Here is an 18,817-nt window from a genome sequence, read left to right as displayed (position 1 = left end):
CGAGTCGAAACCCCATCCGTCAACCCCGTCGCGCCGCCTCGTGCGCGTGCCCGAGCCTGAGGCCCGGGATCAGAGCGCCGAGCGCGAGCACCACGGCGATGCCGAACACCGCAGGGAAGCCGGCATCCGTCCCCACGAGCGCGGTGAAGACGAGCCCCATGACGGCGATCGAGGACGCCGAGCCGACGGCGTCGGAGATCGACAGCGCCGACGAGTTGAACCCCTGGTTCTGCGGTGTCGAGTACGCGAGCGTCAGCACGGTCAGACGCGGGTACATGAGACCCATGCCGCCGCCCGCCAGCCCCCATCCCGCGATGAGCACCGCGGGGTGCAGTCCGAAGAGCGCGGTCGCCGCCGCGACCAGCAGCGCCGTCACGAGCAGTGCGGTGCCGGTGAGCGTGATGCGTGCGTTGCCGAGCCGGTCGCCGAAGCGCCCCTGCACGTCGGCGGCGACCGCCCACGCCAGCGCTGCAGCCGTGAGCCCGAGCCCCGCCCACGTCGGCGAGAACCCGTAGCCGTCGATCAGCAGGTACGGCACGTAGATCTCCGCGCCGAAGAGCGCACCCGCGATGAGCCCGCGCATCAGCACGACGCTCGGCAGCCCTCGTGCGGCGACGAGCGTGCCGCGCGGCAGCAGTGGCCGTGACGCGAGGCCGATCACGACGACGGATGCTGCCACCGCCGCCCACGCCCATGCTCCGAGTTCGCCCGCCAGGCTGAGCCCGAGCGCCCCCACTGCCACCGCGACCGCGCACGCCAGGCGCGGTGCGATGCGGGCCGTCGACGGCTCATCGGTGTCGAGCGGGAGTCCGTGCAGGCGGGCGACCACCATGGCGAACGCCACCACGGTGAGCGCTGCGACGCCGAGGAACACCCATCGCCAGTGCAGGAACTCCGTCACGGCGCCGGCGAGGAACGGGCCGATGAGCGACGGCACGACCCACGCCGCCGAGAACGCGGCGAAGACCCGGCCGTGCATCGCGCCGGGGTACACGCGGGCGACGACCACGTAGAGGGCCACGGTCTGCCCGCCGGTGCCGAGGCCCTGCACCAGGCGTCCGGCGACCAGCGCCGGCATGGTGAAGGCGAATCCGGCGATGAGAAGGCCCAGGACGAACAGCGCGACGGCGGTGCTGAGCGGGGCGAGCACGCCGCCGCGGTCGCACCACGCGCCGACCGCGACCATGCCGATCACGCTCGTCGCCAGGGTGCCCGCGAACGCCACGGCATACAGGCGCTCGCCGTCGAGGTCGGCGCTCACCACCGGCATCACTGTGGTGACGGCGAGCGACTGCATCGCCGCCAGGAAGATGAGCGCGACGGCGCCGACGGTCACCCAGAGGAATCGACCCTGCCAGATCCCGGTGGCGGACGCGGACTCCGGCTCAGCCGTCACGATCGCGCCAGGGCGCCGACGCGCTCCACCGCCTCGCGGAGCAGGTCCGGGTCGCAGCCGAAGTTGATGCGGACGTAGCCCTTGCCCTCGGAGCCGAACAGCGGCCCGTGGTGCAGCGCCACCTTCGCATCGCGCAGCACCTTGACAGCCGGGTTCTCCCCCCAGCCGTACGCGGAGAGGTCGACCCACGCCAGGAAGCCGGCATCGGGAGGCAGGTAGCGCGCGTCGGGCAGGTGCTCGGCGAGGAGGTCGGCCAGCAGCATCCGGTTCGCGTCGAGGGCCGCAAGCAGGCTCGCCAGCCATTCGTCGCTGTCGGCCGAGTAGGCGGCGACGTTCGACAGCGCCCCGAACAGGCCGGTGCGCCACTCGACCTCCCATGGCAGGGCACGCAGCTCCTTGGCCTGAGGGTCGCCACCCGCCACCATCACGGCGCACTTGAGGCCGGCGAGGTTGAACGTCTTGCTCGCGCTGGTCACCGCGTAGCCGACGCGCCCCGCGGAGTCGGACGCCGAGAGGAACGGCGTGAACGGCTTCTGGGCGTAGGTCAACGGCCCGTGGATCTCGTCGCTGACGACAGTCGCTGCGAACCCTTCGGCGATGTCCGCCAGAGCCGCCAGCGTCTCGCGCGTGTGCACGGTGCCGGTGGGGTTGTGCGGGTTGCACAGCAGCACCGCCCGCGCACCGCCGGCCAGGGCGGCCTCCACGCCGAGGAGGTCGATCTCCCACCCGTCGACGCCCGCGACGAGCGGCACGCGCTCGACGACGCCGCCCGCCTCCTCCACGGTGTCGTAGAACGGCGGATACACCGGCGGCATCACGACGACGCGGTCACCGGGCTCGATCACACGCCGGAGGATCTCGACGACGCCCATCATCACGTCGCCGGTCCAGAAGACGTGGGACGGGTCGACGCTCCAGCCCCATCGACGCGCGGCGAACCCCACGAACGCCTCGCGCACGCCGGGCTCCGGCGGGGTGTAGCCGGTATCGCCGAGCTGCACGGCCCGGGTCAGCACCTCGGTGATCGCCGGCGCCAGCGCGTAGTCCGTCTCGGCGACGAAGAACGGCAGCACGTCCTCCCCGTATTTCCGCCACTTCGTGCTCGTGCGCTGACGCAGCTCGTCGATGGGCAGGGCTCGAAGGGGGGTGACGCTCACCCCTCGACCCTACCGATCCGGCGGCAGGGCGCCGCCGAGTGAGTCACCGTGTGAAGGTGCCGAGGTCGTGCTGGTCGAAGTACTCCAGGACGAGGGTGTCCCCGTCGAATGTCGCCTTCGAGATCGACCCCGGCGGGGCGTTCTCGCTGAACGGGCGGAAGACGAACTCGTCGCCCGACCAGTGCTCGAGCGCCCACCGACCGGTGGGCCCGAGCGACAGTTCGAGCTCGTCGCCCACCAGCGCGACGGTGGCCGGACCGAAGTACTCATTGGCGTACTCCCCCGTGTACGCCTCGGGGGCCCGTGCGGGATCCGGATCCGTCGGCGCCGTCTCGCCGACGAGCGAGCCGAACGGCTCCGACTCACCCGCGAAGACCTGCATGAACAGCGGCAGCCAGTCGCGGCGCTCCGAGCCGTACTGCGCGATGTCGAGGAAGCGCGCCGCGATGCCCTCCGGCACGCCGTTGGCAGAGGCGTTCGACAGCACGACGATGCCGAGACCCGCGCCCGGCAGCAGCTTGAACACCGTTCCGGCGCCCAGGAGGAACGCCCCGGAGTGGTTGACGTCGACCAGGCCCCCGGCCGTCGTGCCGACGTTGAACCCGTAGCCGTAGTAACCGGCCCGCGACCCGAACGAGGACGGCGGCGATCCGACGATCTGCGGCGACATCGCGGGCAGGAGCGAGGACGCCTCGATGAAGGGCTCACCGTCGTGCTCGCCGCTGGCCAGCAGCATCGAGAGCCAGGTCGTGAGGTCGGTGACGCTCGAGCTGACGCCGCCCGCCGGCGACTGCTCGTCGGGCCGGCGCTGGTCCGGCGTGACGACCCACTCGCCGTCGAGCTGGATGTGACCGAGCGCGCGGTTTTCACGCGATTCGAGATCCGCGTAGCGCGAACTCGTAGACGTCATGCCGAGCGGCTCGTAGAGCAGTCGCTCCGACAGGCCGGCCCAGTCCTCGCCGGCGGCACTTGCGACAGCCTCGCCCGCCGCCGTGATGTCGAAGTTGCCGTACGCATAGGTCGCGCGCCACGGCGCGAGCGGAATCAGGCTCAGCCTGTCGAGGATCGTCGCGCGGTCGTAGCCGATCTCCTCGAGCTCGTCGCCTGCGTGCGTGAAGAGCCCGGACCGGTGCGCGTACATGTCGGCGATCGTCACGTGCGAGCCGACGTACGGGTCCGACAGGGTGAAGCCGTCCAGGTGGTCGGCCACCGTGGTGTCCCAGGAGACATAGCCCTCGTCGATGGCCCGGGCGACGACGCTCGCGCCGATCGACTTCGACACCGACGCGAGTGCGAACACCGTGTCGGCGTCGACGGGGTCTTCGCTGTCGAGGTCGCGGACGCCGAACCCCTCGGCGTACAGCACCTCGCCCTGGTAGACGACGCCGACGGCGATGCCCGGCGTGCCCGAGGCATCCATCGCCGTCGCGACCGAGGACGCGAGATCGTCGACCGCCGCATCGACCCGCGCAGGCGTGACCGTCGCCAGCGCGTCAGCTCCCGGGTCGGGATTCACCGTCGCGGTGGGGCTCGGCGTGGCCTCCGACGCGGCGTCGACGAAGGTGCACGCCGTGGCGCCCACCAGGATCAGAGCGGCGACACCGACCGCGGACACCATACGTCTGCTGCTGCCCGACATGTGCCGAGTGTGGCACACGCCCCCGGGGCCGCGTCAACGACCGCCAGGCGTCAGGGGGTGTCAGATCGCGAAGCCGAGCGCGCGCATCATGTCGCGCCCGTCGTCGGTGATGCGCTCGGGGCCCCACGGCGGCATCCACACCCAGTTGATGCGGAACCGCTCGACGATGTCGTCGAGGGCCTGAGCCGTCTGCTCCTCGAGCACGTCGGTGAGCGGGCACCCGGCCGACGTGAGGGTCATGTGGATGACCAGCGCGTCGTTCTCGTCGTCCCAGGCGAGATCGTAGATGAGGCCGAGGTCGACGACGTTGATCCCCAGTTCGGGGTCCATGACGTCCTTGAGAGCCTCGGTCACCTCGTCGTACTTCTCGGGGGTGAGGGTCGCCGTCATAGGTCGATCCTACGCTTCGCTGCCCACGGGGGCTTCGGCCGGCTCCGCTTCGCCCGCAGGCAGGAAGCGGTCGTAGCCCTCGTCCTCGAGGCGGTCGGCGAGCTCGGGTCCGCCCTCCTCGACGATGCGCCCGTTCACCATGACGTGCACGAAGTCGGGAGCGATGTAGCGCAGGATGCGGGTGTAGTGCGTGATGAGCAGCACACCGAGGTCGGTCTCGGCCTTGGCACGGTTCACACCCTCCGACACGATCTTCAGCGCGTCGACGTCCAGGCCCGAGTCGGTCTCGTCGAGGATCGCGATCTGGGGCTTGAGGAGCTCGAGCTGGAGGATCTCGTGGCGCTTCTTCTCGCCGCCGGAGAAGCCCTCGTTGACGTTGCGCGACGCGAACTTCGGGTCCATGCGCAGGTTCTTCATCGACGCCTTGACGTCCTTCGTCCACGTGCGGATCGACGGCGCCTCGCCATCGATCGCGGTCTTCGCGGTGCGCAGGAAGTTGGTGACGGTGACGCCGGGGATCTCCACCGGGTACTGCATCGCGAGGAACAGGCCCGCGCGCGCACGCTCGTCGACCGACATCGCGAGGACGTCCTCGCCGTCGAGCGAGATCGAGCCGCTCGTGACGTTGTACTTGGGGTGTCCGGCGATCGTGTAGGCGAGCGTGGACTTGCCGGAGCCGTTGGGGCCCATGATCGCGTGGGTCTCACCCGTGCGGATCGTGAGCGTCAGACCGTTGAGGATCGGCGTGGTGCCGGCATCCGTCTCGACCGTCACGTGGAGGTCGCGGATCTCGAGAACAGACATTCTTCAGTACCTTCTTCAGTTCACTTCGAGCTTGACGGTCGCGTCGATGAGCACGTCATCGCCGTCGACGGTGACCGCGAAGACCGGGACCGGCTCGTACGCGGGGAGGTTGAGGGGCTTGCCGGTGCGCAGCGAGAACGCCGAGCCGTGGGCCCAGCACTCCAGCGACTCGCCGTCGACGAAGCCTTCCGACAGCGAGATGTCGCCGTGGGTGCAGACGTCGCCGATCGCGTGGACCTCGCCGTTGGAGTCGAGCACGACGGCGATCGCGACGCCGTCCACCTCGACCCGGGTGGCCTCGTCCTGGACGAGGTCGCTGAGGGCGCATACACGCTGAGCGGTCACAGGCCGGCCTCCTTGGCGAGTTCTTCCTCGATGGCGGCGAACAGCTCCGCCTCGAGGTCTTCGACACCGATCTTCTGCACGATCTCCGCGAGGAATCCGAGCACGACGAGACGTCGCGCCTCGTCCTCGGTGATGCCGCGGGCCTGCAGGTAGAACAGCTGCTCATCGTCGAAGCGTCCGGTCGCGCTGGCGTGGCCGGCGCCGCGGATGTCACCCGTCTCGATCTCGAGGTTCGGGATCGACTCGGCGCGCGCGCCCTCCGTGAGGACGAGGTTGCGGTTGGCCTCGTACGAATCGGTGCCGACGGCGTCCGGTCCGATGAGGACGTCGCCGATCCAGACCGTGCGCGCCGCGGCGCCCTGCAGGGCGCTCTTGTACAGGACGTCGCCGGAGGTCTCGGCGCCCTTGTGGTGCAGGTACACCTGGCTCTCGAGGTGCTGCCCCGAGTCGGAGTAGCTGAGTCCGTAGAGCTCGGCGCGCGAGCCGGTGCCCGCGAGCTCGACGCTCGGGTTGATCCGCACGACGTCCCCGCCGAAGCTGACGACGACGTGACGCAGGGTCGCGTCGCGCTCGACGCGGGCCTGGTGCGACGCCAGATGCACGGCGTCGTCGTCCCACCGCTGGACCGTCACAAGTTCGAGGTGGGCGCCCTCGCGGACGATGATCTCGACGTTCTGGGCGTGGTGGGCAGTGCCGGTGTGACGGAAGACCACCGTGGCGTGCGAGTTCGCCTGCGCCTCGACCACGACGTGCGCATGGGCCAGTCCGCCGGTGCCGTTCAGCGACACGACGATCGGCGTGGAGTACTCGGCGCCGGCAGGGATGCGCAGCAGCGGGGCTTCGGTCTCCTGCTTCCACGCGATCGCACTGGGCAGATCCTCGGGGCGGAACACCTCGCCGCGGGGCGCGCTGCCCACGCGGAGGCGCCCCTGAACGAGGCTGTCGGGCGCGTCCACGTCGACCTCGATGACGCCAGGGCGTCCGGTCTCGTCGGACAGCAGCGCCTGGAGCTTCGCGAGAGGCGTGTGCTTCCAGTTGACCTCGCGGCCGGTGGGCGCCTCGAAGGCGGTCGGGTCGAACGACCAGGTTCGCTCGGAGCGGGTCTGAACGGGCACGAATGCACCGGCGCCATCGGTGTGGCCCTTCGCGCCGGGAACGGTGGGGGCCTCGGTGGTGGGGCTCATCTAGCCGACGGATCCTTCCATGCCCATCTCGATGAGCTTGTTGAGTTCGAGCGCGTACTCCATGGGCAGCTCACGCGCGATCGGCTCGATGAAGCCGCGCACGATCATCGCCATGGCCTCGTCTTCGGGCATGCCGCGGCTCATGAGGTAGAACAGCTGCTCTTCGCTGACCTTGGAGACGGTGGCCTCGTGGCCGAGCTGCACGTCGTCGACGCGGATGTCGATCGCCGGGTACGTGTCGGAGCGCGAGATCGTGTCGACCAGCAGGGCATCGCAGCGCACGGTGTTGGCGCTGTGGTGCGCGTTGGCGTCGACGCGGACCTCGCCGCGGTAACCGGCGCGGCCGCCGCCGCGGGCGATCGACTTCGAGACGATCGACGACTGCGTGTACGGCGCCATGTGGATCATCTTCGCGCCGGCGTCCTGGTGCTGGCCCGGACCTGCGAAGGCGACCGACAGGGTCTCGCCCTTGGCGTGCTCGCCCATGAGGAAGATCGACGGGTACTTCATCGTGACCTTCGAGCCGATGTTGCCGTCGATCCACTCCATCGTCGCGCCCTCGTGCGCCACGGCGCGCTTGGTGACGAGGTTGTAGACGTTGTTCGACCAGTTCTGGATCGTCGTGTAACGCACGCGGGCGTTCTTCTTCACGATGATCTCGACGACGGCCGAGTGCAGCGAGTCGCTCTTGTAGATCGGGGCCGTGCAGCCCTCGATGTAGTGGACGTACGAGCCCTCGTCGGCGATGATGAGCGTCCGCTCGAACTGGCCCATGTTCTCGGTGTTGATCCGGAAGTACGCCTGCAGCGGGATCTCGACGTGCACACCCGGGGGCACGTAGACGAACGATCCGCCCGACCAGACGGCGGTGTTGAGCGCCGCGAACTTGTTGTCGCCCGCGGGGATGACCGTGCCGAAGTACTCCTCGAAGAACTCCGGGTGCTCGCGCAGAGCCGTGTCGGTGTCCATGAAGATGACGCCCTGCTGCTCCAGGTCCTCACGGATCTGGTGGTAGACGACCTCTGACTCGTACTGGGCGGCGACGCCCGCGACGAGGCGCTGACGCTCCGCCTCGGGGATGCCGAGCTTCTCGTACGTGTTGCGGATGTCTTCGGGGAGGTCCTCCCACGACTGCGCCTGCTTCTCAGTGGAGCGCACGAAGTACTTGATGTTGTCGAAGTCGATCTCGCTGAGGTCCGCGCCCCAGGTCGGCATCGGCTTGCGGCCGAACAGCTGATAGCCCTTCAGCCGGGTCTTGAGCATCCATTCGGGCTCGCTCTTGAGCGCCGAGATGCCGCGCACGACGGACTCGTCGATGCCCCGCTTCGCCACGGCGCCCGCGGCGTCGGCATCATGCCACCCGAACTCGTAGACACCCAGGCTGTCCAGCTCCGGGCGATCGATCAGCACATCAGACATCGTCACGTTCTCCTCCGGGCCCTGGCGGTGTCATCCGTCCCGGCATCCGTGTTCTCCGGTGGAGATACCGGAGGGGGGATGCCGCTTCTCGGGCCCTCTCAAGCGGCGCCGACCATCGCGCCTAGACTGTCAGTGGTGCGCGGCGCTGTGAAGTGCGTGCGCAACCGACCCCTCGATTCTACAGGTTCCACCCCGCCGCGGACGCGCCCCGTCTGTCACGCGCAGCAGGTGGAGCCTCTGCCAGGAGGCACCCCCCGCATGTCCGCGCCCCAGTCCACGACCACCGCCCCCGGAATCTGGCAGCGCTTCTGGCAGTGGCTCCCCGACCACGTCGACAAGCGGATCCGCGTGTTCGCGTGGCTGTCGTTCATCGCCGAGGTGACGATCATCGGCACGGGCGGCGCGGTGCGCCTCACCGGTTCCGGCCTCGGCTGCCCCACGTGGCCGCTGTGCACCCCGGAGTCGCTCGTTCCGACACCGGGCATCGATGAGGGCATCCACTCGCTCATCGAGTTCGGCAATCGGCTCATGACGGGCGTGGTGGGGCTGATCGCCCTCGCGGTGTGGATCCTCGTCCTGAAGCTCCGTCACGAGCGCCGCGACCTCTACGTGCTCGCCGTCGTCGTCCTCGGCGGCGTCGCCGCGCAGGCCATCGTCGGCGGCATCACCGTGCTGACGGGGCTCAACCCCTTCATCGTCGGCTTCCACTACGTCTCGTCGCTCGCGCTGGTGTGCGTCACCGCGGCATTCCTGGTGCGGATGTCGCAGCCCGCCGGGCCGCGCACGCTCGTCGTGCCGCGCTGGCACGCTGTGCTGGCGCATGTCACGACGCTCGCGATGGCGCTCACGATCGCGTTCGGCGTGCTGACCACCGGCGCCGGGCCGCACTCCGGTGATGCCGACGCGGGTCGCAACGGCTTCAACGCCGAACTGCTGGAGCACGTCCACGCGTGGCCGGGCTACGCCCTCTTCGCCCTCACCGTCGCGCTCCTGATCGCCGCGTGGCGGTCTCGAGCGGCCGCTCCGTTGCTGCTCCGCTGGACCGTGGTCCTCCTCGGCGTCGAACTCGTGCAGATCGCCGTCGGGCTGTACCAGGCCCGCAACGGACTGCCCGAGCTCGCGGTCGGCGTCCACATGGTCCTCGCCGCGCTCGCTGCCGCTGCGATGACCACGGTCGTGCTGCACCTGAAGGCGCCCGCGACCGCGGCCGTCCACAGCTGATCCATAGCAACCCGATTGGCGTCGCACGGACTCCTTTGCGAGGGTGGGATGCCGCGACCACCCGGGTCGCGCATCCCGAGGAGTGATCGACACATGCCCACCCGCCCCCGTCTCGTCCGCAGCATCCCCTTCTGGGGCCTCGTCGTCGTCTCCGTCGCGACGATCGCCGGCGGCTGGTACATCACCACCGACAAGATCGCCTCGATGACCGCGACCCTGACCGACGGCACCGCGACCGGCGTCGACGTGTACGTCGGCCAGTCGATCGCCCAGCTCGGCGCGATCCTCATCGGCGCCGGCGTCATCGGCATCCTGCTCGCGCTCGGCGTCGCCGCCGTCTCGACGCTCCGCCCGCACGCGCCGGTCGAGGTCGTCGAGCCCATCGACTGGAACTCGGAGACCGAGACCGCCGCCGAGGAGCCCCGGGCCGTCGAGGCGAAGACCGACGCCGCCCCCGCCGAGACCGCTGAGACGGTCGACGCCGAGGCCGAGGCATCCGTCGCCGCACGCTGATCCACCCCGTACGACAAGAGGCCGCCCGGCATGCCGGGCGGCCTCTTCTCGTCTCTCCGATCAGAACGGGAGCAGCGGGTCGACCGCGATCGCGACGAAGAGCAGCGTGAGGTACGTGATCGAGGCGTGGAAGACGCGCATCGGGCGCGGCTCGGTGCCCCGCACGGCGCGGTTGTAGAGGACGTGCGACTCGTAGATGAACCAGCCGCCGAAGACGAGCGACGACACCGTGTACACCAGACCCATGTCGGCGACGGGGATCAGCAGCAGCGAGCACACGACAGTGGCCCACGCGTACAGGATGACCTGCAGGCCCACCTGCGAGCCGGCGCGCGTCGCGCCGAGCATGGGCACGTCGACCTCTTCGTACTGGTCCTTGTACTTCATCGACAGCGGCCAGTAGTGCGGCGGCGTCCACAGGAAGACGAGGGTGAACAGGATGACCGGCGGCCACGCGAGCGAGCCCGTCACCGCGGTCCAGCCGATCAGCACCGGGAAGCAGCCCGCGATGCCGCCCCACACGATGTTCTGCTCGGTGCGGCGCTTGAGGATCATCGTGTAGATCACGACGTAGAAGAAGATGGCGGCGGCCGACAGTGTCGCGGCCAGCCAGTTCGTGGTGAGCCACAGCCACACGGTGGAGAACACCGCGAGCGACCAGGCGAAGATCAGGGCGCCCCGCGGCGACACCTCGCCGGTGACGAGCGGACGGTTCACCGTGCGCTGCATGTGCGCGTCGATGTCGCGGTCGAGGTACATGTTGAACGCGGCGGCCGACCCGGCGCTCGCGGTGCCGCCGATGACGGTCGCGACGACCAGCCACACATCCGGGAAGCCGCCCTGCGCGAGGATCATGACCGGCACGGTCGTCACCAGCAGCAGTTCGAGCACGCGCGGCTTCATCAGCGCGATGTACGCGCGGACGGTGCGGCCGAAGGTCTGCGGAGGTCGGCTGGATCCGTCGACGGATGCTACGGTCACGGCCGTTCTCGTGCTGTCCATGGCCCCCGCAATCGCTGCCTGCAGATTCCCCCCAAGTCTAGGGCATCGGCGTGTCGCGCCCCGCCCGCGAGGCGCGACCTGCGGCGCCCGGCTGCTCACATCGGCCGAACGGCGGGCGTGAGCAGAACGTGACTCCCACGACACCGGGATGTCACCGACGGCGACCCGGGCTTCGCAAGACTCTGTCACATAGACGGCTTGCATGGCCTGGGCGGTATGCCCCTTCGCTATGCTGAGAAACACGCGCGCCCGTCGCCGATTCCCCCTTCTCCATCCGGACAAGGGCCGCGAGCCGGCCACATTCTTGGGCGCACCTCCAACGAAAGGCGGCCCGGTGTCGGAACTGGCTTGGGATGAGATCGATCGGCGCGCGGTGGACACCGCCCGCGTCCTGGCAGCGGACGCGGTGGAGAAGGTGGGCAACGGCCACCCCGGCACGGCGATGAGCCTGGCGCCGGCGGCGTACCTGCTGTACCAGCGCGTGCTGCGCCACGATCCGACGGACACCCACTGGGTCGGGCGCGACCGGTTCATCCTGTCGGCCGGCCACTCGTCGCTGACCCAGTACGTGCAGCTGTACCTGGGCGGATTCGGGCTCGAGCTCGACGACCTCAAGGCGCTGCGCACGTGGGGCTCGCTCACGCCGGGTCACCCCGAGTACGGCCACACCAAGGGCGTCGAGATCACCACCGGCCCCCTGGGTCAGGGCCTCGCCTCGGCGGTGGGATTCGCGTACGCGGCCCGCTACGAGCGCGGCCTGTTCGACCCCGAGGCCCCCGCCGGTCAGTCGCCGTTCGACCACAACATCTACGTGATCGCCGGTGACGGTGACCTGCAGGAGGGCGTGACCAGCGAGGCGTCGTCGCTCGCGGGTCACCAGGAGCTCGGCAACCTGATCGCCATCTACGACTCGAACCAGATCTCCATCGAGGACGACACCAACGTCGCCTTCACCGAAGACGTGGCGAAGCGCTACGAGTCGTACGGCTGGCACGTGCAGATCGTGGACTGGAAGAAGACGGGCGAGTACGTCGAGGACGTCGCCGAGCTGCACGGTGCGATCGAGGCCGCCCAGGGCGAGACCGCGAAGCCGTCGCTCATCATCCTCCGCACCATCATCGGCTGGCCGTCGCCCGGCAAGCAGAACACCGGAAAGATCCACGGCTCCGCGCTCGGCGGCGATGAGCTCGCCGCGACGAAGAAGGTCCTCGGCTTCGACCCCGAGCAGTCCTTTGTCGTCGCCGACGACGTCATCGCCCACACGCGGGCGCTGAAGGACCGCGCCGCCACCGAGCGCGCCGCCTGGCAGACCTCGTTCGACGCGTGGGCCGCCGCCAACCCCGAGCGCAAGGCGCTGTTCGACCGGCTCGAGGCCGGCGACCTGCCCGAGGACGTGGCATCCGCTCTCCCGTCGTTCGAAGCCGGCAAGGACGTCTCCACGCGCGCCGCGTCGGGCACGGTCATCAACGCGCTGGCCGCGGTGCTGCCCGAGCTGTGGGGCGGATCGGCGGATCTCGCCGAGTCGAACCTCACCACCATCAAGGACGCGAAGTCGTTCATCCCCGCCGAGTGGTCGACCCACGAGTGGTCGGGCGACCCGTACGGCCGGGTGCTGCACTTCGGCATCCGCGAGCACGCCATGGGCGCGATCGTCAACGGCATCAAGCTGCACGGCCCGACGCGTCCGTTCGGCGGCACGTTCCTCATCTTCAGCGACTACATGCGCCCGTCGGTGCGTCTGGCCGCACTGATGGACATCCCGTCGATCTTCGTCTGGACGCACGACTCCGTCGCGCTCGGCGAGGACGGCCCCACCCACCAGCCGGTCGAGCAGCTCGCGACGCTGCGCGCCATCCCGAACTTCACGGTGGTGCGCCCGGCCGACGCGAACGAGACCTCGGCGGCGTGGCTCGAGATCGTCCGCCGCCAGGGCGGGCCGTCGGGCATCGCGCTGACCCGCCAGAACATCCCGGTGTTCGCCCGCGGCACCGGCGAGGCATCGGGTGACGTGTTCGCGTCGACCGACGGCGTCGCCAAGGGCGCGTACATCCTCGCCGAGGCGCCGAACGGCACCCCCGACGTGATCCTCATCGCGACCGGCTCCGAGGTCCAGCTGGCGGTCTCCGCCCGCGAGACCCTCGCCGCCGAGGGCATCAACGCCCGCGTCGTGTCGGCGCCGTCGCTCGAGTGGTTCGACGAGCAGGACGCCGCCTACCGCGAGAAGGTCCTCCCCGCCGCCGTCAAGGCGCGCGTGTCGGTCGAGGCCGGCTCCGCGCTCACCTGGCGCGGCATCGTCGGCGACGCCGGCCGCTCCGTCGCGATCGACCACTTCGGTGCGTCGGCCGACTACAAGACCCTGTTCCAGAAGTTCGGCATCACCGCCGAGCACGTCGTCGAGGCCGCCCGCGAGTCCCTCGCGGCCACGGCAGCACTCGAACTCGCGACGGCGAAGTAAGCACGAGGAGAAGGCAGAATGAGCACCCCCACTGAGAAGCTGGTCGCCGAAGGCGTGAGCATCTGGCTCGACGACCTGTCGCGCGAGCGCATCACCTCGGGCAACCTGACCGAACTCATCTCGACGCGCAATGTGTCGGGCGTCACGACGAACCCGACGATCTTCCAGGGCGCGATCGGCGGCGGCGGACACTCGTACGCCGGCCAGATCGCCGAGCTCGCCAAGGCGGGCGCGACGGTCGACGACGCGATCTTCGCTGCCACGACCGACGACGTGCGCGACGCGGCCGACATCTTCCGTCCCGTCTACGACGCCACGAACGGCGTGGACGGCCGCGTGTCGATCGAGGTCTCCCCCGACCTCGCCCACGACACCGACGCGACCATCGCGCAGGCGAAGGAACTGTGGGCGAAGGTCGACCGGCCCAACGTGCACATCAAGATCCCCGCGACGAAGGCCGGCCTGCCCGCCATCACCGCGGTGCTCGCCGAGGGCATCTCGGTCAACGTGACGCTGATCTTCAGCCTCGAGCGCTACGCCGAGGTCATCGACGCGTACCTCGCGGGCCTCGAGCAGGCACAGGCGAACGGTCACGACGTCTCGAAGATCCACTCCGTCGCGTCGTTCTTCGTCTCGCGCGTGGACACCGAGGTCGACAAGCGCCTCGCCGCGATCGGCACCGACGAGGCCGCGGGCCTCAAGTCCCTCGCCGGCGTCGCGAACGCGCGCCTCGCGTACGAGCTGTACGAGAAGGAGTTCGCCACCGACCGCGCGAAGGCGCTGACGGATGCCGGGGCCCACGCCCAGCGTCCGCTGTGGGCCTCGACCGGCGTCAAGGACCCGAACCTCCCCGACACGCTGTACGTCACCGAGCTCGTCGCCCCCGGCACCGTCAACACGATGCCGGAGAAGACCCTCGAGGCGACCTTCGACCACGGCCAGATCGCCGGAGACACCGTGACCGGCACCTACGAGGCCGCGCACCAGGTGTTCGCCGACCTCGCCGCCGTCGGCGTCGACTTCGCCGACGTCACGCAGGTGCTCGAGGACGAGGGCGTCAGCAAGTTCATCGCCTCCTGGCACGACCTGCAGGGCACCGTGAAGGCGGCCCTCGAGGACGCACTCCAGGCCACCCGATGAGCTTCGACATCCACCTGTCGGGGCACGTCAAGTCGGTCGTCGAGCAGACGCTTCCCGGGCTCGTCGCGAGCCTGGTGGCGTCGGGGATCACCGGCGGCGACTCGTCGCTGTGGGGTCCCGAGGCGGAGGACGAGGCATCCCGTCGACTCGGGTGGACCGAGGCCGTCAGCGTCTCGCGTCCGCTCGTCCCCGAGATCCTGGCGCTGCGCGAGCGTCTGCACGCGCGCAACGTCACCCGTATCGTGCTCGCGGGCATGGGCGGCTCGTCGCTCGCGCCCGAGGTCATCGCACAGACCTCAGGGGCGCCGCTGGTCATCCTCGACTCGACCGCGCCCGGCCAGGTGCTCGCCGCGATCGACGGCGACGCAGAGGCCGGCGACCTCACGCGCACCGCGCTCGTGGTGTCATCGAAGTCGGGCTCGACCGTCGAGACGGACTCCGCCAAGCGCGCGTTCGAGGCCGCCTTCCGCGACCTCGGCATCGACCCGGCCGAGCGGATCATCGTCGTGACCGACCCGGGCTCGCCGCTGGACCAGGAGGCCCGCGCCGACGGGTACACCGTGTTCAACGCCGACCCGACCGTCGGGGGCCGCTACTCGGCGCTGACCGCGTTCGGACTCGTGCCGGCCGGTCTCGCGGGCGCCGACATCTCGGAGCTCCTCGACGAGGCCGAGGCGTCGCTGCTCGAGGTGTCGATCGACAGCCCCGACAACCCGGCGCTCGTGCTCGCCGCGGCGATCGCCGGTGGCGAGCCGCGCAAGGACAAGCTCGGCCTCATCACCGACGGCACCCACATCGCCGGACTCCCGGACTGGATCGAGCAGCTCGTCGCCGAGTCGACGGGCAAGGAGGGCACCGGGATCCTGCCGGTCGTCCTGCTGCCGGTCTCCCCCGAGGTCGACGCGAAGCCCGCCGATCTGCAGATCGTGCGGCTGGTCGACGAGGCCAAGAAGTTCCACCTGTTCGAGCACCACGAGGGCGAGATCCTCGTGAGCGGCTCGCTCGGCGCGCAATTCGTGGTGTGGGAGTACGCGACGGCGATCGCGGGACGGATGCTGGGCATCAACCCGTTCGACCAGCCCGACGTCGAGTCCGCCAAGGTCGCGGCGCGTGGTCTGCTCGATGCGCGTCCTGAGCCCACCGCCCCGGCGTTCGCCGTGGAGGGCGTCGAGGTGCGCGTCTCGGACTCCGAGCTTGCAGCATCCGGAACCGTCGCAGGTGTGCTCGACGCGCTCTGGGCGCGCCTTCCCGAGGACGGCTACGTCGCGATCCAGGCGTACGTCAACCGCCTCGAGCTCGGCCAGCTCTCGGGCCTGCGCGAGCTCGTCGCCGCGGACTCCACTCGTCCGACCACGTTCGGCTGGGGCCCCCGGTTCCTGCACTCGACGGGCCAGTACCACAAGGGCGGCCCGGCGAACGGCGTGTTCGTGCAGATTCTCGAGCGAACCGATGTCGACCTCGAGATCCCCGGCCGGCCGTTCACTTTCGGCCAGCTGATCCAGGCGCAGGCCGCGGGCGACGCGGCCGTGCTCGCCGAAGGCCACGGCCGTCCCGTCGTGACCCTGACCCTCACCGACCCCCAGATCGAAGTGCTCTCGCTCTTCGAAGCGGCACAGTAGGAGTTCGATCCCCCCATGACCGTCGAGATCTCGCGCGGGCACAACCCGCTGCGCGACCCCGAAGACCGTCGCCTCAACCGCATCGCCGGCCCGAGCGCGCTCGTCATCTTCGGCGTCACGGGAGACCTCTCCCGCAAGAAGCTCATGCCCGCCGTCTACGACCTCGCCAACCGCGGGCTGCTGCCTCCCGGCTTCGCCCTCGTCGGCTTCGCGCGGCGAGACTGGGAGGACCAGGACTTCGCCAAGGTCGTCTACGACGCCGTGCGCCAGCACGCGCGGACCGAATTCCGCGACGAGACGTGGCAGCAGCTGCTCCAGGGCATCCGCTTCGTCTCGGGCGAGTTCGACGACCCGGAAGCCTTCCGCCGTCTGAAGGACACCGTCGACAAGCTCGACACCGAGCGCGGAACGATGGGCAACCACGCGTACTACCTGTCGATCCCGCCGAAGGCGTTCCCGCTCGTGGCGGAGCAGCTGAAGGCGTCGGGGCTCGTCGACGACACCGCCGACCAGCCCGACCGCTGGCGCCGTGTCGTCATCGAGAAGCCGTTCGGCCACGACCAGGAGTCGGCGCGCGCTCTCAACGACGTGCTCCGCTCGGCGTTCCCGACGGACTCGATCTTCCGCATCGACCACTACCTCGGCAAGGAGACGGTCCAGAACATCCTGGCGCTGCGCTTCGCGAACGAGCTGTACGAGCCGATCTGGAACCGCAATTACGTCGACCACGTGCAGATCACGATGGCCGAAGACATCGGAGTCGGCGGCCGCGCCGGGTATTACGACGGTGTCGGGGCCGCACGCGACGTCATCCAGAACCACCTGCTGCAGCTGATGGCGCTCACCGCGATGGAGGAGCCCATCTCGTTCGACGCGAAGGACCTCCGCGCCGAGAAGGAGAAGGTCCTCGCGGCCGTCACGCTGCCGGCCGACCTCGCGCGCTCGACCGCCCGTGGTCAGTATGCCGGCGGATGGCAGGGCGGCGAGAAGGTGCTCGGCTTCCTCGAGGAAGACGGCATGAACCCGCAGTCCACGACCGAGACCTACGCCGCCGTCACGCTCGAGGTGAACACGCGCCGCTGGGCCGGCGTGCCGTTCTACCTGCGCACCGGCAAGCGCCTCGGCCGCCGCGTCACCGAGATCGCCGTGGTGTTCAAGCGCGCGCCCGAGCTGCTGTTCTCGCGCAGCCAGACCTCGGGTCAGGGCCAGAACGCCCTCGTGATCCGCGTGCAGCCCGACGAGGGCGTCACGATCCGCTTCGGCTCGAAGGTGCCCGGTGCCGGCGCCCAGGTGCGCGACGTCACGATGGACTTCGGCTACGGCCACGCGTTCACCGAGGCCAGCCCCGAGGCCTATGAGCGCCTGATCCTCGACGTGCTGCTCGGAGACCCGCCGCTGTTCCCGCGGCACGAAGAGGTCGAGCTGTCGTGGAAGATCCTCGACCCGATCGAGAAGTTCTGGGACGCCCAGGGCGGACCGCTCGAACAGTACTCGCCCGGGTCGTGGGGCCCGGAATCCGCGGACGAGATGCTCTCCCGCGATGGCCGCACCTGGAGGCGCCCGTGATCGTCGACCTTCCCGACACCACCGTCAGCAAGATCTCCCGCGCACTGGTCAACGTGCGCGAGGAAGGCGGGGCGGTCGCGCTCGGCCGTGTGCTGACGCTCGTCATCCTGACGCGTGAGGGCGCCGTCGAAGAGGTCATCGAGGCCGCGAACGACGCGTCGCGCGAGCACCCGATGCGCGTCATCGTGCTCATGATCCCGGACTCCGGCGACGGCGAGTCCCGCCTCGACGCGCAGATCCGCGTCGGCGGCGACGCGGGCGCGAGCGAGGTCGTCACGCTGCGCGCGTTCGGAGACGCCGGCCGCTCGAACCTTGAGAGCCTCGTCACCGGTCTTCTGCTCCCCGACGCCCCCGTGGTGGTGTGGTGGCCCAACCGGACCCCCGACCACATCTCCAAGACGTCGATCGGCCGCATCGCGCAGCGCCGGATCACGGATGCCGCGACCAAGTCCGACCCGTCGGCCTGGGTCGCCGACCTCGGCGAGCAGTACGCGCCGGGCGACACCGACCTCGCGTGGACGCGCCTGACGCGCTGGCGCGAGCAGCTGGCGGCGATCCTCGACCAGCCGCCGTACGAGCCCGTCGTGGGCGTGCGCGTGCGCGGGGCGTCCGATTCGCCCTCCACCGCGCTCCTGGCGGCGTGGCTGCGCCTCACCCTCGACGTGCCGGTCGACTGGGCGTACCTCGACGCCGAAGAGTGGCCGCACGGCATCAAGTCGGTCGCCCTCGTCCGCCCCAGCGGCGAGGTGCTCCTCGAGCGCCCGACGCCCGGTGTGGCGATCCTCACGCAGCCCGGCCAGCCGACGCACGACCTCGCGTTCCCCCGCCGGACGCTCCGCGAATGCCTCGCGGAGGAGCTTCGTCGACTCGACCCGGACGTCCTGTATGGTCGAGTCATCACCGAGGGTTGGGAGCTGCTCGACCCCCCGGCGACGAAGGGGACGCAGGCCTGATGAGCGGTGCGCGG

At 69.9% G+C, this 18,817-nt stretch carries 16 protein-coding genes; 7 read left to right on the top strand and 9 right to left on the bottom strand.

Going from position 1 to position 18,817, the window contains the following annotated elements:
• Positions 1-19: 19 nt before the first annotated feature.
• From ASF40_RS05205 to sufB, 8 genes are read right to left on the bottom strand one after another with little or no spacing between them, the layout of a single operon-like run.
• Positions 20-1,396, bottom strand: a complete 1,377-nt coding sequence (locus ASF40_RS05205) for an MFS transporter (protein WP_157549435.1) — start codon at positions 1,394-1,396, stop codon at positions 20-22.
• Positions 1,393-2,553, bottom strand: a complete 1,161-nt coding sequence (locus ASF40_RS05200; RefSeq protein ID WP_056367168.1) for a MalY/PatB family protein — start codon at positions 2,551-2,553, stop codon at positions 1,393-1,395. Before ASF40_RS05200 ends, ASF40_RS05205 begins: the two co-directional genes overlap by 4 nt.
• Before the next feature lie 43 nt (positions 2,554-2,596).
• The gene (locus tag ASF40_RS05195; protein ID WP_056367167.1) at positions 2,597-4,192 is read right to left on the bottom strand and encodes a serine hydrolase; all 1,596 of its coding nucleotides are present in this window, start codon (positions 4,190-4,192) and stop codon (positions 2,597-2,599) included.
• 60 nt (positions 4,193-4,252) lie between these two features.
• Positions 4,253-4,582 (bottom strand): metal-sulfur cluster assembly factor, encoded by a 330-nt coding sequence (locus ASF40_RS05190; RefSeq protein WP_045298811.1) that lies wholly within the window; start codon positions 4,580-4,582, stop codon positions 4,253-4,255.
• Between the two features lie 9 nt (positions 4,583-4,591).
• On the bottom strand, positions 4,592-5,386 hold the full coding sequence (gene sufC, locus ASF40_RS05185) for a Fe-S cluster assembly ATPase SufC (RefSeq protein WP_056367166.1): 795 nt from the start codon (positions 5,384-5,386) through the stop codon (positions 4,592-4,594).
• Positions 5,387-5,401: 15 nt separating this feature from the next.
• A complete protein-coding gene (locus ASF40_RS05180; RefSeq protein WP_045298814.1) occupies positions 5,402-5,731 on the bottom strand; it encodes a non-heme iron oxygenase ferredoxin subunit in 330 nt (109 codons plus the stop codon).
• Entirely contained in the window at positions 5,728-6,915 is a 1,188-nt protein-coding gene (sufD, locus tag ASF40_RS05175; protein WP_056367165.1) for a Fe-S cluster assembly protein SufD, read from the bottom strand. The genes ASF40_RS05180 and sufD overlap by 4 nt, the downstream gene beginning before the upstream one ends.
• On the bottom strand, positions 6,916-8,334 hold the full coding sequence (gene sufB / locus ASF40_RS05170; RefSeq protein WP_056367164.1) for a Fe-S cluster assembly protein SufB: 1,419 nt from the start codon (positions 8,332-8,334) through the stop codon (positions 6,916-6,918).
• Between the two features lie 258 nt (positions 8,335-8,592).
• Here sufB and ASF40_RS05165 point away from each other — a divergent pair, with 258 nt between their 5' ends.
• Together ASF40_RS05165 and ASF40_RS05160 are read left to right on the top strand one after the other, a co-directional pair.
• The gene (locus ASF40_RS05165; RefSeq protein WP_082496885.1) at positions 8,593-9,555 is read left to right on the top strand and encodes a COX15/CtaA family protein; all 963 of its coding nucleotides are present in this window, start codon (positions 8,593-8,595) and stop codon (positions 9,553-9,555) included.
• Positions 9,556-9,648: 93 nt separating this feature from the next.
• On the top strand, positions 9,649-10,068 hold the full coding sequence (locus tag ASF40_RS05160; protein WP_200919436.1) for a dinucleotide-utilizing enzyme: 420 nt from the start codon (positions 9,649-9,651) through the stop codon (positions 10,066-10,068).
• A 60-nt stretch (positions 10,069-10,128) separates the two neighbouring features.
• Here the strand turns inward: ASF40_RS05160 and ASF40_RS05155 are convergent, their stop codons facing one another.
• Complete coding sequence (locus tag ASF40_RS05155; RefSeq protein ID WP_200919435.1) at positions 10,129-11,049, bottom strand: heme o synthase; 921 nt, start codon at positions 11,047-11,049, stop codon at positions 10,129-10,131.
• A gap of 355 nt (positions 11,050-11,404) precedes the next feature.
• Between ASF40_RS05155 and tkt the strand changes: the two genes are divergently transcribed.
• Genes tkt through ASF40_RS05130 form a run of 5 tightly spaced genes read left to right on the top strand, consistent with a single transcriptional unit; the run spans position 11,405 to position 18,803 of the window.
• Positions 11,405-13,525 (top strand): transketolase, encoded by a 2,121-nt coding sequence (gene tkt / locus ASF40_RS05150; RefSeq protein ID WP_056367162.1) that lies wholly within the window; start codon positions 11,405-11,407, stop codon positions 13,523-13,525.
• A gap of 18 nt (positions 13,526-13,543) precedes the next feature.
• The gene (gene tal, locus ASF40_RS05145) at positions 13,544-14,665 is read left to right on the top strand and encodes a transaldolase (protein WP_056367161.1); all 1,122 of its coding nucleotides are present in this window, start codon (positions 13,544-13,546) and stop codon (positions 14,663-14,665) included.
• Complete coding sequence (locus tag ASF40_RS05140) at positions 14,662-16,284, top strand: glucose-6-phosphate isomerase (RefSeq protein WP_056367160.1); 1,623 nt, start codon at positions 14,662-14,664, stop codon at positions 16,282-16,284. Before tal ends, ASF40_RS05140 begins: the two co-directional genes overlap by 4 nt.
• A gap of 15 nt (positions 16,285-16,299) precedes the next feature.
• Entirely contained in the window at positions 16,300-17,850 is a 1,551-nt protein-coding gene (gene zwf, locus ASF40_RS05135) for a glucose-6-phosphate dehydrogenase (protein WP_056367159.1), read from the top strand.
• Positions 17,847-18,803 (top strand): glucose-6-phosphate dehydrogenase assembly protein OpcA, encoded by a 957-nt coding sequence (locus tag ASF40_RS05130; RefSeq protein WP_056367158.1) that lies wholly within the window; start codon positions 17,847-17,849, stop codon positions 18,801-18,803. Before zwf ends, ASF40_RS05130 begins: the two co-directional genes overlap by 4 nt.
• Positions 18,804-18,817 lie beyond the last annotated feature (14 nt).

It is taken from the genome of Microbacterium sp. Leaf288, from assembly GCF_001422925.1.
Lineage (GTDB): Bacteria > Actinomycetota > Actinomycetes > Actinomycetales > Microbacteriaceae > Microbacterium.
This window is presented reverse-complemented; position numbering and strand designations above follow the sequence as displayed.

Coding starts and splice junctions, on each gene's coding strand:
- ASF40_RS05195 (WP_056367167.1), bottom strand. CDS start 4,192: ATGTCGGGCAGCAGCAGACGTATGGTGTCCGCGGTCGGTGTCGCCGCT.
- ASF40_RS05190 (WP_045298811.1), bottom strand. CDS start 4,582: ATGACGGCGACCCTCACCCCCGAGAAGTACGACGAGGTGACCGAGGCT.
- sufC (WP_056367166.1), bottom strand. CDS start 5,386: ATGTCTGTTCTCGAGATCCGCGACCTCCACGTGACGGTCGAGACGGAT.
- sufD (WP_056367165.1), bottom strand. CDS start 6,915: ATGAGCCCCACCACCGAGGCCCCCACCGTTCCCGGCGCGAAGGGCCAC.
- sufB (WP_056367164.1), bottom strand. CDS start 8,334: ATGTCTGATGTGCTGATCGATCGCCCGGAGCTGGACAGCCTGGGTGTC.
- ASF40_RS05165 (WP_082496885.1), top strand. CDS start 8,593: ATGTCCGCGCCCCAGTCCACGACCACCGCCCCCGGAATCTGGCAGCGC.
- ASF40_RS05160 (WP_200919436.1), top strand. CDS start 9,649: ATGCCCACCCGCCCCCGTCTCGTCCGCAGCATCCCCTTCTGGGGCCTC.
- tal (WP_056367161.1), top strand. CDS start 13,544: ATGAGCACCCCCACTGAGAAGCTGGTCGCCGAAGGCGTGAGCATCTGG.
- ASF40_RS05140 (WP_056367160.1), top strand. CDS start 14,662: ATGAGCTTCGACATCCACCTGTCGGGGCACGTCAAGTCGGTCGTCGAG.
- zwf (WP_056367159.1), top strand. CDS start 16,300: ATGACCGTCGAGATCTCGCGCGGGCACAACCCGCTGCGCGACCCCGAA.